This is a genomic window from Exiguobacterium sp. s101 (genome assembly GCF_018617835.1).
Classification (GTDB): domain Bacteria; phylum Bacillota; class Bacilli; order Exiguobacteriales; family Exiguobacteriaceae; genus Exiguobacterium; species Exiguobacterium marinum.
Genome location: NZ_JACSKX010000005.1, coordinates 91782 through 106353, shown reverse-complemented (window position 1 = coordinate 106353; position 14572 = coordinate 91782). Strand labels below are relative to the sequence as shown.

General features: G+C 47.6%; 13 protein-coding genes. 3 read left to right on the top strand and 10 right to left on the bottom strand.

Annotated elements, in window-relative coordinates:
* Nucleotides 1–91 precede the first annotated feature (91 nt).
* A complete protein-coding gene (locus KNO76_RS06235) occupies nt 92–1504 on the top strand; it encodes an NAD-dependent succinate-semialdehyde dehydrogenase (protein WP_214883657.1) in 1413 nt (470 codons plus the stop codon).
* Between the two features lie 47 nt (nt 1505–1551).
* On the opposite strand, the gene KNO76_RS06230 is transcribed toward KNO76_RS06235, so the two are convergent.
* From KNO76_RS06230 to KNO76_RS06205, 6 genes are all read right to left on the bottom strand, one after another.
* Nucleotides 1552–2184, bottom strand: a complete 633-nt coding sequence (locus KNO76_RS06230; RefSeq protein ID WP_214883655.1) for an HAD family hydrolase — start codon at nt 2182–2184, stop codon at nt 1552–1554.
* A gap of 113 nt (nt 2185–2297) precedes the next feature.
* Nucleotides 2298–2663: a rhodanese-like domain-containing protein gene (locus tag KNO76_RS06225; protein WP_034770819.1), complete on the bottom strand. Its 366-nt coding sequence runs from the start codon at nt 2661–2663 to the stop codon at nt 2298–2300.
* Between the two features lie 106 nt (nt 2664–2769).
* Entirely contained in the window at nt 2770–3048 is a 279-nt protein-coding gene (locus KNO76_RS06220) for a DUF5327 family protein (protein ID WP_026824962.1), read from the bottom strand.
* 62 nt (nt 3049–3110) lie between these two features.
* Entirely contained in the window at nt 3111–4397 is a 1287-nt protein-coding gene (locus tag KNO76_RS06215) for a DUF2252 domain-containing protein (RefSeq protein ID WP_214883652.1), read from the bottom strand.
* A gap of 13 nt (nt 4398–4410) precedes the next feature.
* On the bottom strand, nt 4411–5361 hold the full coding sequence (gene msrA, locus KNO76_RS06210) for a peptide-methionine (S)-S-oxide reductase MsrA (protein WP_214883649.1): 951 nt from the start codon (nt 5359–5361) through the stop codon (nt 4411–4413).
* Between the two features lie 82 nt (nt 5362–5443).
* On the bottom strand, nt 5444–5626 hold the full coding sequence (locus KNO76_RS06205) for a hypothetical protein (RefSeq protein ID WP_026824959.1): 183 nt from the start codon (nt 5624–5626) through the stop codon (nt 5444–5446).
* 223 nt (nt 5627–5849) lie between these two features.
* Between KNO76_RS06205 and KNO76_RS06200 the strand changes: the two genes are divergently transcribed.
* Nucleotides 5850–6926, top strand: a complete 1077-nt coding sequence (locus KNO76_RS06200) for a diguanylate cyclase (RefSeq protein ID WP_214883646.1) — start codon at nt 5850–5852, stop codon at nt 6924–6926.
* A 128-nt stretch (nt 6927–7054) separates the two neighbouring features.
* On the top strand, nt 7055–7579 hold the full coding sequence (locus tag KNO76_RS06195) for a hypothetical protein (RefSeq protein ID WP_214703090.1): 525 nt from the start codon (nt 7055–7057) through the stop codon (nt 7577–7579).
* A 262-nt stretch (nt 7580–7841) separates the two neighbouring features.
* Here KNO76_RS06195 and cydC read toward each other — a convergent pair whose 3' ends face one another.
* From cydC to KNO76_RS06175, 4 genes are all read right to left on the bottom strand, one after another.
* Nucleotides 7842–9557: a thiol reductant ABC exporter subunit CydC gene (gene cydC, locus KNO76_RS06190; protein WP_214883643.1), complete on the bottom strand. Its 1716-nt coding sequence runs from the start codon at nt 9555–9557 to the stop codon at nt 7842–7844.
* Nucleotides 9554–11278 carry a thiol reductant ABC exporter subunit CydD gene (gene cydD / locus KNO76_RS06185; RefSeq protein ID WP_214883639.1) on the bottom strand — a complete coding sequence of 575 codons (1725 nt, stop codon included), beginning with the start codon at nt 11276–11278 and terminating at the stop codon, nt 9554–9556. The genes cydC and cydD overlap by 4 nt, the downstream gene beginning before the upstream one ends.
* Nucleotides 11279–11399: 121 nt before the next feature.
* Nucleotides 11400–12089, bottom strand: coding sequence for a Crp/Fnr family transcriptional regulator (locus tag KNO76_RS06180; RefSeq protein WP_026824954.1), 690 nt, complete (start codon nt 12087–12089; stop codon nt 11400–11402).
* Between the two features lie 115 nt (nt 12090–12204).
* Nucleotides 12205–14559: a glycoside hydrolase family 31 protein gene (locus KNO76_RS06175; RefSeq protein WP_251127911.1), complete on the bottom strand. Its 2355-nt coding sequence runs from the start codon at nt 14557–14559 to the stop codon at nt 12205–12207.
* Nucleotides 14560–14572 lie beyond the last annotated feature (13 nt).

Sequence of the window (14572 nt, the reverse complement as noted above, 5' to 3'; positions counted from 1 at the left end):
ATATCCCCTCATTTTTTGGAAGTTTGTGTGCGTTTCAGAAAAACGGGTATCCTCTAATTAACTGTGCACTTTTTGGAAAGGGGAAATCAAGATGCGAGAAGAGAAAAACTACATTAACGGGGAATGGACTGAAACCGATCAAACAATCGAAGTACGCAATCCGGCGACAGGAAATGTCATGGCCGTCGTGACAAAAAGCGATACGAAAGAAGCGACACAAGCCGTCGATGCCGCGCATGAGTCACTCCGGGAATGGCAACAAAAGACCGCAGAAGAACGAGGCGAATTACTTAATGAGTGGCATCGTTTAATTGCAGAACATACGGAAGAGCTTGCCCGAACAATGGTCGAGGAACAAGGGAAACCGCTTAAAGAAGCAATTGGTGAAATCAACTACGCGAACGGATTCATCGACTGGTACGCAGCGGAAGGTCGCCGTGTGTATGGTGAGACGATTCCTGCCTCATCGAACCAAAAGCGCATCTTTGCCATCAAGCAACCGATCGGGGTCATCGCAGCAATCACCCCTTGGAACTTCCCGGCTGCCATGATCACGCGAAAAGTTGCTCCGGCACTCGCTGCAGGCTGCACGGTCGTTATAAAACCTGCATCAGCGACTCCACTGACTGCCATTGAACTCGTGAAATTAGCCGAGAAAGCAGGATTCCCAAAAGGGGTCATCAACTTGGTGACAGGACAAGCTTCCGACCTCGTCAAAGCGTGGCAACAAGATAAACGAGTCCGAAAATTGACGTTCACAGGCTCAACAGAGGTCGGAAAAATGCTTATGCGTGATGCGGCGGACACGATGAAAAAAATTTCACTCGAGCTAGGTGGGCACGCCCCGCTCATCGTCACGGCCAAGGCAGACTTAGATAAAGCCGTCCCGCAGGCAGTCGCGACCAAGTTCCGCAACGGCGGACAGACGTGCGTCTGTGCCAACCGGATTTATGTCGAACGCGCTGTCATCGATGAATTCTCGGAGCGTTTCATCAAAGAGGTCGAATCTTTAAAAGTTGGGAATGGGTTAGAAGAAGGTGTCGATATCGGACCACTCATCGATGACGATGCCCTTAGTAAGGTCGAAAAACATATCGAGGACGCCCAGATTCGTGGGGGTGAAGTATACGGCGGCGAAGTGTTAGACGGTTTATTCATTCGTCCTGCGGTCATCCGCTATGCGAATGAAGACATGCTCTGCATGAATGAGGAAACGTTCGGTCCGGTCGCACCGATTGCCACATTCGACTCCCTCGATGAAGTCATCAATCGGGCGAACAATACTCCGTTCGGGTTAGCTGCCTATCTCTTCACGCAAGATATCAATGAAGCGGTCTATTTAGCGGAATCTTTAGAGTACGGAATCGTCGGTGTGAATGACGGGCTCCCGTCAACACCTCAAGCGCCGTTCGGTGGATGGAAAGAGAGTGGACTCGGACGAGAAGGTGGCCATCACGGCATCGAGGAGTTTTTAGAAGTGAAATATATCTCACTCGGATTGTGAATCCAGGTATTCAAAAAGGCTTGTCGGCACGCGCGACAAGCCTTTTATTATCGATTGATCCATTCGACTAAATCGTTCGGCGACTTGATTACGTGATCCGCAAGCGCCCACTCTTCTTCATTGCCGAACCCGAATCCTGTTAAGACGACCGGGAAGTCGTGGGCGCGGGCCGCCTCTACATCTGACTTACGATCCCCGACCATGATATAGTCTCCCTCACCATGACGGACACGGTGAGCTGTAAGAATATCTGCCTTTTTTTCGCCGCCGACAGACTCCAAGCATTCAGGTGTCGTCATATATGGACGAATCTGTTGCGTATCTAATATCAGGTTCATGTAATGAACGCCGCAGTTACTCGCTGTCGTCAGCGTGTGGCCTTGCTCGTGAAGCGTCTCCAACATGTTACGAATTCCGTCAAATAAAACATTTTGTCCTTCTACTGCCTTCTCCAACGTCGTGTGACGCAACCTGCGAATGAGGTGAATCTCTTCAAGTGTCGCTTCAGGGATGACATGTTCCCAAAACGCGTTGCCTGCCAACCCATATCCAGAGCGGATAGCCTCTTCACTCGGTTTTGGAAGGTGCGGAAGTTCCTCGAGCGCCTCATGAATCGCCTGTGTCATCGGTCCGGTTGTATCTACTAACGTGCCATCAATATCAAATAAAATAACTGCCATTGGATGTTCCCCTCTCTTTCACTCTCTCCCTACCGTAGCAGAATCCCCGAAAATGCAAAAGTGAAAACGTGGTGACAAAAAAGCGACTGAACGAATCTGTTCAGTCGCTTCAATCATCCTCGCCAAAAGTTCATTCCGCCTTTTACCGAATAGACGTCCGTGTATCCGGCACTCTTGAGCATCGCTGCGGCACGTTGGCTTCGCATCCCACTCTGACAGATGACGTAAACAGGACGTTCTTTTTCTTTCGGATATTTCGATTGCGCATTCCCGAATCCTGAAAGGGGGACATTTTTCGCTTGCTTGATGTGTCCGCCACGATATTCATGCGGTTCACGCACATCTAACAATTGAAGGTTTCGCTCTTCCGCGATTCTTCGCTTCAAGTCGTCTGTCGAAACCGTTTTGACGTTGTTACGACGACTCCACCAGAAATACACGAGTCCAATGACGACCGCTACAAAAAGAAAATCCAACATATTTATGCCTCCATTTAATTTCAATTCTTATACTTATTATACCCCCTAAGGTATTTAAGTCAATGAATGTGAATCAAGAAAAAACCACACGTAGGCTACGTGTGGTTCAAAAATCGAGCAATGAATCCGATTTGGGTTGCTCGTCTTCCTCCATCGGAATCCCAAGGAAAGCCGCCATCTGTCGATCGAGTGGTGGTTTCGTCTCATTCGCCGGTATCGTCGATTGTGTTGTGTCGACACTCTTCACACCTGACGTCTCTGCTAGAAGCAGTTCACAAAAGCCCATCAGCTTTGCTAAGTGACGCTTCTGTACTTCACCTGTTGACGATTCAACCTGTACCATCACCTGACGCATCTGGGCAATGACTTGTTGTTCTGTAATCATAGTCCGTACACATCCTTTACGCTACCATTTTGCAGGATTTCACCATCGATTCGCAAGTATTCTTAACGATTCCTTGTCTCAACCCATTTTAAAAAGGCGTCATAGTCAAAACGAACTTGATTCGCATAAAAGTTAGCCCATCTCGACAATTGGCGGATAAATAAAGATGGAGAATCACCAATCGCCGCGGTGATCCGTTCACTCGCCGTATAATCTAATACGTTTGAGGTCGCATCGGCCCGTGCATGAATTTTCGCAGTGATTTGGGCTTGTACTTTTAACGTTTCAATGAGTGACGTTTCGTCTTTCATATGCTTCGCCTTTACTTTCCGCTTATACAGCGAACGTTGCCTTACATAATATTCTTTTCCATCAATCGTTAAATACCCAAGATAAGGGTCACGACTGTGAACCATTGCCCGTTGCGCGGCAACGACACGCGCCCCTTCGTGCGACAACCCGTTCTCAAATAGCGGGTGCGCCGGCAGAAAGAGAGATGGGACAGCGGACTGCGCCTGTTTCATCTCTAAAATGACATCTTCATCGTGCTCTTTGTCCGCTCCTTCAATTAAAATATAGTAACGCTCTAGACCGATGGAAGCTGTACCGCTTTGTAGCTTGATGGCGATGTCTTTAATTTCATAATGATCGGCGTGATGACGATGTTCATCTGACAAAGAAGATAAATAATCTCCCCATCCTGCCACAATTCTCTCTCGCACGTCCGATGAAAGTGGAATCAAATCCTCACTCGTAGAAAAGTAACGTTCTTCGTCCCGTACTTCCGTCCGTTCGGACATAAAATCATCTTTCTTTTTCTCCGCTTTTTTGATTACTTTTTTGACGGCTTTACACGTATTCTCTTTCGTAAACTGAATGTGTTCACTTTGACCTTTCGCATGTTTTTCAATCGCTCCCGCATATGACTCGGCAAAAGCTCGAATTGCCGCTTGACCATCAAATCCGGATTCAGCCGCAAATAAATCGATGGAAACCACCATCCGCAACAAATCAAACAGATAGGAACCGATGTACGCCTCGTCAAAGTCGTTTACGTCATAAATGATTGTACCGGCACCGTCTTCAAATACACCGAAATTCTCAAAGTGTAAGTCTCCTTGAATAAACGTCGGGTAATCAGGGCCGGTATCAAATGCGATTGGAACTTTCGCAAAGTCGTAATAGAACAGGTGGGAGCTCCCTCGAAAAAACGAAAACGGGCTCGAACTCATCTTGTCATACTTTTCTTGTCTCGCCGTTTCAGATAGATGCCGAATCGACTGGTCATAAAAATCAAGGACGGTTCCGATCGTCTCACTTCGAATTTGTTGTTTGACGGCTGTGAACATACGACTCTCCCCTTCACTTGTTGAATAAGTGTCTATATTCCCCGTACCCGGCTTCTTCGAGCTCATCTACCGGAATGAATCGGAGAGCGGCTGAGTTGATGCAATACCGTAGACCGCCAAGTTCTTTCGGTCCATCATCAAACACATGTCCGAGATGGCTGTCCCCTTGTTTTGAACGAACTTCTGTTCGAACCATATGATGTGTCGTATCCATATTCAAATCGACTTGTTTCTCTTCGATTGGACGTGAGAAGCTTGGCCATCCACAATTGGATTGGAACTTATCTTGAGACGTAAAGAGTGGTGTTCCATCGATGATGTCGACGTACAGCCCTTCCCGTTCTTCATTCCAATATTCATTTTGAAACGGTGGTTCTGTTCCATTTTCTTGCGTCACTTTATATTGCATCGGTGTCAAGCGCTCACGGAGTGTCTGCTGAAGTTTCCGGTCGCTCCATGCTTCTTTTATGAATTTCGCACGCCCCGAACCGACACGATACATCTCATAGCGGAATGGATTTTTTTTATAATAATCTTGATGATAGTCTTCCGCTTCCCAGAACGTTTTCGCCGGACGGATGTCGACTTCGATGGAACGGTCAAAACGACCTGAGTCTTCCACTTCCTGTTTCGAACGCTCTGCTGCAGCCCGTTGCTCATCTGAGTGATAGAAGATGGCCGGACGGTACGATTCGCCGCGATCATTGAATTGTCCCCCACCATCTGTCGGGTCGATTTGACGCCAATAGATGCGAAGCAACTCCTCGTAAGAGATGATTTCGGGGTCGAACGTAATCTCAATCGCCTCTAAGTGTCCTGTTGTTTCCGAACAGACCTGTTGATACGTCGGATTATCCACATGTCCACCCGTATATCCCGAGATGACACGTTCGACTCCCTCATATTTATGAAACGGTTTGACCATACACCAGAAACAGCCTCCCGCAAATGTAGCTATTGTCATGATAAATCCCTCCTTACTTTGTAGTGTACCCAAAAACGTCGCTAGACAACAAAAAACGAGAATCACAAAATGTGTTCTCGTTTCAGTCTTCTTCGACCTGATTCACATGACGCATCACTAAAAATAAAATGACTCCTACAATCGCAGCCCCTAAAAGCGTCAATACAATATTATCTCTGGCCGATAAAGTATAAAAGATCGCTAATCCAATCAAAATGAGCGCAATCGGAATAAACGCTCGTTTAAAATGATCCCAGTAACGCACGGACAGTCCTCCTTTTCTCTTATCATACCAAACTTTCGATTTTCGATAACGAAAGTTATAAAAGATGAGGAATATCTCTTCGTATGAACAAGGAGTTTAGTGATATTGTCTTGAAGAACCCTGAAGAGACTGACTTTTAGCCCGCATATTATTCTTATCTATTTCCAATAAGATACTATATACTATAACTAAATATTTCCATGCAGCATAAGGGGGAGCTTCGATGCTCACAATTATTAATGCGTTCTTCATCAACCTGTGTATCTTGTTTACGCTCTTCACAATTTCCTTTTTGCCGTTTCGCAATCGGCCTCGCTTAACACCACAATCTCCTTTGAAGGGGAGAGTCTTACTCGGGGTGCAAACTGGACTGATCGCTTTACTCCTATTAGGTAATGCGTTACCACTCGAAGGTGTGCTCATTGATTTACGCGCTATTCCAATCATGCTCGGTGTACTATTTGGCGGTTGGGTAAGCGGTGCTGTCGCTGGCATTATTTTATTATCAGGTCGGTTTTTTATCATTTTATTGACAGACGGTTCCATGTTCGGGCTTTATCTCGCCGTTGCGACAATGGTACTTCTCGTCGCATCTACCAGTATTCTTAGAAAGCGGATGGATAATACGCGTCCGACACTACTTATTTTTATAACAATCAGCATCGCTATCTTTGGGTCGGCAATTTACGCTGCGTTGCCACTTAATTTATTCTATCCTGTTTTGATTGTATATACACTAATGTCTTATGGCGGAGCTTGTGCCGCCTATCGACTGCTGCTCGAATTGCGTCGGCATTTCGAGAACGTTCAGCATCAACAACAACTAGCACGCACGGACGCACTCACCGGAATTGCCAACCGCAGGCTCTTGAACGAAGCCATGGCCAACTTGACGGTCGAGGCAGAAGAGTATGCGTTAATCTTGGTTGATATTGATCACTTCAAACGCGTGAATGATACGTACGGTCACGACGTCGGCGATGATGTCTTGCGCGAACTCGGCATGCTCCTCGTCAACGAAAGCAATGAGCGGCATTTAGTCGGTCGCTTCGGCGGCGAAGAATTTTTAATCGTCATGCCTCACGCCAATCGAGAAGAAGTGTCACGGCTTGCTGAATCTATTCGGGAAAAGGTTTCAACGTTCCCGTTCGAGACGAGCGCTGGTACGCTACACATTACCGTTTCGCTCGGCGCCTGCCATTCAAATGATATTGAAATCGATAGCGTGTTGAAACATGCGGATGAAGCATTATATCACGCAAAAGAGTCTGGTCGAAATCGTTTCATCCTTGCTTCTTAATGTGTCGAACGCTTCACACATGAACATATTTTCTCGCTTTACTTTCTCGAAATGAATCGTTACACTAGGCTAGACTTTGGTTCAGATTGGTACATCATGATTTATTCAGAAAAGGGGAAACATCGTTCATGTCAATTTTGTTATCTTTGTTTGGAATTATGTTTATCGGCTCGTTCGCGATTGACTATAAACGTGGCAAGACACTTCAACAATCAACGCTCGGGGGATTTCGTTCGATTCAACAAAACCTATGGATTTTCTTCCGTACGTCGCTTTCGATGATGATCGTCATAGGTCCACTCTTATTGATTTCAGGATTTGTGTTCTCCGAGTTAGTGGCATTCAACACCGTTTCGTCTTTCATCATCGCTGTGCTCAGTATCGGCTTTGCTGAACGAATCGTCGGGATGACAGTGGCACCACTCATTCGTACATTTTGGCATCAGCGTGGTCGTCTCATGCCACTCTATCTAGATGCCTCTCTCTACGTGTTCTTATTATCCATTCTCGTATTAGAGTTTTTAATGAACATTCCCGGGATTGATCTTCAATCACCGTTCATCGCGCTATTCTATGCGTTCGCGCTCTTCTACACGAGATACTTGTTCAGTCTAATTCGGTTCACGGTTCAAAAAGGCGTCGCCTCGAACTGAACAGATGATTGATTTCCCATACATGTTTCCATGTGTGGGACTTTTTTTCTGCATTTTTTATTGACAATGATAATCGTTATCAACTATACTCTAGTTGTAGCTTCCCACAAGCTTGACGTGCACGTTCCCCAAACACATCACGTCACGTGGATTCCCCTCCACGACACTCTTTTTGAAAGCATTGCGACAACCCCCATTTGTTGCACCCATATTTGCCAAAAACAAGACGAGCAGCCCATCGACGGGGCTGCTCGTCTTTTCATTATGCGAACACTTCTTGCTCGATTTGTTTCAATTCATAGAACATGCCACGTTTCGTCATCAGCTCCTCGTATGAACCGACCTCGACAATCCGTCCAGCTTCCATGACAATGATTTGATCAAATGTCTCTAAACCCGTCAAACGGTGACTGACGAGGATGAGTGTGCCTGCTCCCGCTTGCTGTAACAGTTCAGAAAAGACATGGGCCTCCGTTCCTGCATCGAGTGCCGATGTCGGTTCATCGAGCAACCAGAGTAGCCCGTTTTTGAGAAGTGCCCGTGCGATGGCTAGACGTTGGCGTTCTCCACCTGACAAGTTTGCCCCTTTTTCAAGGACCGGTTCGTCTAGCAAGAATGCCAAACGGACGCGCTCAAGAGCTACGTTCATCTCTTCATCTGTGAAGTCACCGGCTAACGCCAGGTTTTCTCGTACGGTGCCGTAAAAGAAATGATTGTCTTGCAAGACGACGCTCGCATGACGCCAAATGGCTGTCTGTTTGATGTCATTCAGGTTTTTGTCATCCAATCTTATCGCACCTTTTTCCGTTCGAACGAATGCTAACAATAGTTGAAGCAACGTTGATTTCCCGGATCCACTCGGTCCGACGATGACCGTCTTCGAACCGCTCGGGATGTGTAACGTCACCTCATCAACCACATCTCGATACGTATCTGGATAACGATAGCGAACCTCTTCAAAGGAAATCGACGGGGGAGCAGCGAAAGTCACGTCCTGTCGTTTCGCTTCAAACGCCTCAATCACTTCACTCGGTTCTGTCACTTCAAACAAACGATCGGCTGCTTGTTTACTGTCTGCAAAGTGTCCTGGGAACACAGCCATCGGTGTCGTATTCTCAAACGCGGTGAGCGACATCATGATGAGCATTGCCAAGAATAAACCGTTCAAGTCTCCGTTTACCACCTGATACGCACCAATTGTCAATACGCCCCATGAGACGAGTAACGAGGCTGCGACGACGAGTGACGAATTAAAAAATTGATTCGTCGCGTCTTTCCGCTCCGCCTCCATGTAACGTTCACTACGCGTGTAGACAGCTTGTTTCGTGCGATCGAGTTGGTAATGAAGTTTCAAATCCCGGTGCCCGTATAGCATCTCTGTCAATTGAATCGACACATCCCCACGTAACGAACGAATCGTCTCATCATGACGAGCGCGAATTCGAGCAAATCCGAGCGGAATCAAGAAGCCGGTGACGAGTACACCGAGTAAAATCCATAGACTGACCGCAAATGAGAAGAAAGTGATAAAAAAGATTGTACTTAAGAAGACGAGCACGAGTATGATTGGCGGATAAAATACACGGAGAAAGTAGTTTTGAAGACTCTCAACATCTCCGACGACGCGCGAAAGTAAATCCCCGCTCCGATATTTTGCGAAAATAGACGGTACGAGTGGTTCAAGTTGTCGATAAAACCGAACGCGTAGCTCACTCAAAATCGTAAATGTCGCTCGGTGTGAAGCAAGGCGCTCTCGGTAACGACTTCCTGCTCGAATGACCCCGAACAGTTTAATCAAAACGACGGGTACCATGAGCGCATATAGGGGCGGGACGAGTCCTGCCCGCGAGACGAGGTATCCACTTGCCGCAAACAAGGCGACCGCCGCTAATCCGGCTGCGTATCCAAAGAAGATAGAGAGAAGAATATCTTTTTTCTCGCGCATCATCCATTTTGTGATTGTCCAAAGCGAGTTCATCGACTCACCCCTTTCTGAAGCGCAAATAGTTCCGCATACTCTGGGACAGCGAGCAATGCTTCATGAGTCCCTTCTGCGATTCGCTTCCCGTCATCCATAAACCAAATCGTATCCGCCTCTTTGATTGTATGCAGGCGATGTGCCACCGTGATCAACGTTGCATCTTTGGAAAGCTCATCGATGGAACGTCTGACGATTCGCTCTGTTTTCAAATCGAGACCGGTCGTCGGTTCATCAAACAGTAAGATCCCTGGTCGTTTAAAGAAGGCTCGAGCGAGTGCCAGACGTTGTCTTTCACCGCCGGATAACCCAAATCCACCTTCCCCAAGCTCCGTCCAGATCCCGTTCGGCAAGTGTGCAATCACCTCAGATAATCCAGCTGCCTCGACTGCTTCTTGTAATTCCCACTCATCGGCCGCCTCACCTAAAGAAATATTGTCGGCGAGTGTCCCCGCAAATAGATACGGGTTTTGAGAGATATACGCAATGTTTCCATACCAGGCAGACTCACCAAACGTATGAAGTGGTTCGCCGTCCACGAGGACGCGTCCCGACTTCACTTGCAGGAGTCCGGAGATGACGTTGAGCACCGTCGTCTTCCCAGATCCGCTCGCACCGACTAAAGCGAGGTGGGTACCGGATGAAATGCGACCACTCAACGGCTGAAGCGCAAAGCGCCCGCCTGCATATTCGAACGATATGTCCTCGAGTTCAAGGTCTGGTGTCCGTGAATCAAGCGACTTCGTTCCCCATTGAGTACGATCATCCGGGGCGTCTAGCACCTCAAAGATTCGATCCGCCGCGCCCATACTGCCTCGACCCGTATGGAAGGCGCTGCCTAAATCTTTAATGGCCAAGTAATACTCCGGTGCCAACACCAAGATTAAAAAGCCTGAGAAGAACGTGAGATTCTCCCAAACGACCATCTGTAGTGCGACTTCTAGTGCCACAACCCCGGTGCTGAGCATGGAGATAAATTCGAGCATGAGACCGGACAAGAATGCTGTCTTCAACACAATCATTGTCGCATCCCGAAAATCGAGGCTGCTTTTCTCAATTGCAATTGCTTCCTGTTCGGTACGGTTATAAAGTTTCAGCGTCGTCAATCCTTGCAGAACATCCAAGAACTTTCCGGAAAATTGATTCATCTTTTCCATCTGTTCTTCGGATTTTTTCTGAGTCGCAATCCCGATGATGATGAAAAACAGCGGGATGAACGGTGCCGTCACCATCATGATGACACCCGAAATCCAGTGTTGGCTAAAAACGACGACCAAAATGAGGAGCGGGATGATCGATGTCTGGATGACTTGTGGCCAGTATTGACTGAAGTAAGCGTCCACCTCGTCAACGGCATCCATGAACACACTGACCTTCTTACCAGACTGACCGGTCAAGGACGATTCGACCGGACTCGTGGCATAGCGATCCAACAATTGAAGACGTAACGTCTGTTTCGCCTTCTCGGATAGGCTCGCACCGATTCGGCCAGATACATAACCGAAAAGCGCCCGTACTAACAGTGCAACAACGAGCCAAAGCAATGCCGGGATGACAGCTTCGAATGATTCATCTTTTAAGAAGATTCGGTCGACAATGTCGACGATTAAATACGCTTGTGCCAAAATGGAGAGTCCAATCATGACCGCAGATAATACGAGTCCGCTGATATGGCTTCTTTCGGCGAACGCAAGGGCTTGCAGTCGTTTCACTGCATTCATCCTTTCTCTATTTACAGTTCAATTCTTTGTGAGATTCATCACTAATTATACAATATGCCACGGTTTGAAGCGAATGCTCCGCTCGTTTGAGTATGTAAAAGACGCCCTCATCTGAGTGGCGTCAATCGATATCTTGCTCAAAATATTCAGGATGCCCGATGACGAGTTGGTGGGCATCGATACGAAGCACATCTTCTTTACGAAGTTTGGCTAAAATCGTTGAGACCGTCTCGCGGGACGTGCCGGACAAACGAGAAAGTTCAACCGCGGTGAAGGGACATCGGACACGCACGCCCTGTTCGTCGGGCTCCCCCAAATCTTCAATCAAAAAATGGAGCGTATTCAAGACGCGCTCTTTTGCACTCGGTGTGATAATCTCTTGGACACGCCGCTCATGTAAATCAAGAATACGGTTCATCTGCCCAATGATATAAAGCAACATACTCGACTGTGTGGACACGAACCGCTCGAAACGGTCCGTCGGAATATAGATGACTTCAATATCCGTCATTGCCTCGGCAGTATGGCGATAGTCTTCCCCCGTGAACAAACCGTTGTAAGGAAAGAACTGTTTCGGTTTTACATAGTCGGCGTAATGATGTGTCGCATTCTCATTCATTCGTTCGAGCCTAATGTAACCACTCATCAAAAAATACACACGCTCCCGTGGGTCACCTTCCATGAATAACAGTTGCCCTTTCCGATAAGTCCTACAATAGACGTGCGGGATGAGCTGTTCAAGCGTCCGACTTGAACATGTCGCAAAAAGCGTTAACTGTCGTAAATCATCGATAGTCCATCTATGTCGCATGTGTATCTCCTCATTTCCAATCAGATCTATTGCTTTCATTATAGATGATATAACATTGAAAACGCTTTCAAAATCCAACATTTTTCTGACATGACAAAAAGGGGTTTCCCCCCTTTTAGTCCAACATAAGTTCAAGTAGCGCGTCCTGCAAATCTCGATCGAGTTCTAACGCATGAAGATCAAACAACCATGCTTCGAGACGTGTCTTCGTTGTGGCCATCTGATACAGGCGATCTTTCAAGTCGTAGGCAATTTCCGCGCGGTCTAAAAACCGATAGAGACGGTCGAGTCGATGTGCGTTCTGCGTCACATCGACCGGAAGTGTCACGGTCTGTTCTTTCTTTAATTCACCGAATGGAATGTGTAACGTCTGTGTCTCTGCATCATAATCACCATCACCGACAACACCGCGGACAAGAATCGTCAACGTCCGTTTCGGCGGAACGAGAGTCAGGTCGCCCGACATCTCGATGTGTAGCGTACGTGCTTCCCAATCGAGCGTGAACGTCGTTTCGAGCGACGCCCCTGTTTCATAATCCCTACTTTCTCCGTCGTCCTCATACATCGTAAATGTATTTGAAGCACCTGGGAAGACGAGCACCTCTAATGCGCTCGGATTCCCCGTATCGTTTCCGTGCGGCTCGTGTGGCATCAGTGGAACGATAGCACCCGCTTTGGCGAAGACCGGTTGTTGATTGAGTCCACGGAACACACGAATCGTTTTATCTCCTTCATAGCGGTGTCCTGTGAAGAAATCGAACCATTCTCCCTTAGGTAACCAGACATTCGCCGCGGCAACGTGGAGTTTTCGGTCCATCGGCGTGACGATCGGGGAGACGACGAGTTCACTTCCAAAATAAAATTGGTTCGCCACCTGATAAGCCGCTTCGTCGTCAGGATGCTCGATATACATCGGTAACACGAGCGGTAAGGCATCCGCATGATTACGATAGTTCATCGTATACAAGTACGGAATGAGTTGGTGGCGTAGTCGTAAGAATCGCTTCATCGACTGTTCGACTTCTATACCGAAACGCCAAGGTTCTTTGCCGTTAAACGTGCTGAACGTTGAGTGTAGACGCATGATTGGACTGAACACCCCATACGCGACCCATCGTGCGGCGAGCTCATCATCTTTTTTACCACGATGATGTCCACCAATGTCATGACTCCACCAACCGTATCCAATGTTCGTCGCCGTTGCGGTAAAATACGGCTGGAAGGCGAGTGATGCCCACGAGATGATTGTGTCTCCCGAGAATCCGACCGGATAACGGTGACTTCCCGGGCCTGAATAACGAGAGAAAATGAGCGGCCGCTTGCCGTCACGGGCAATATCAACCGCATGGTAGTGATTTAGCATCCATAAAGGATCTAGCCCTTCCATCTTCGACGTCGAACCCTGCTGCCAGTCAATCCACCAAAAGTCAACGCCGTCCGCTTCATGCGGATGATGCATCTGTTCGAAGTACGCTTGAATGAATCGCTTGTCTGAAAAATCAAACGGGATTCGGTCTTCCGATGCCGGATCGATCCCCATCGCTTCAGCCATCGCCGCGTAGTCGTCTTCAAACGCACGTACCCCGTCTGCGGGATGCAGATTCAGCGTCACCATCATCCCTTCGTCTTTTAGCCATCTGAGGAAACGCTTCGGTTCAGGGAAGAGGTTTTTATTCCAGGAATACCCCGTCCAACCACTCCCGTACTCTTCAGGAATGTCTGTCACATGCCAGTCCATGTCGATAACACTGACTGAAAACGGTACGTCTTCTGATTTAAAGCGACGCATCAGCGCCTTATACTCTTGTTCGTCATACCGCCAGTAGCGACTCCACCAGTTCCCGAGCGCTTTACGAGGAAGCATCGGCGTCGGACCCGTCAACGTGTAAAAGTCTCGAAGTGCTTGTTTATAATTATGTCCGTATCCAAAGTAATAGATGTCATGAATTCCTTTTCGTCTCGGCTCGACGAAGCGGTCATCCGTCATCAAGAACGAGGACGAATCATCAATGATCGCATACCCTTGCTTGGAGAGAATCCCTTCTTCTAACTCCGTCGCCCCGTCCACATGATCGAGTGTCCGCGCCGTCCCTTTCAGCGTCCGTTCCGGACCATTGAACATGTAGCGGCTATAATACGTACTAAAATTCCCTTTCACGTCCACATAGAGCGTATTCGGCGCGAACGGACCTTTCGTATAATATAAATGAACATGTTCCGTGATGATTTGAAGTTCCGTCTCATCTTCAACCACTCGGAAATTTGGCACATCAAATTCCCGATTCCACGCAACTTGGGTGGCGCGGTCTTCAAAGACACCGTCTTCCGCGTACTCCATTCGAATCAACTGACTCGTCAACACGGTAAAGCGATAGCAGCTTCCCTGCACGATCGCCTCTCTTTTTGCTTTTGGTTTCATCCATGACTGATACACATGATTTTCTTCAAATAGGCGCATACATACGAGCATTTCCGCTCTCCGT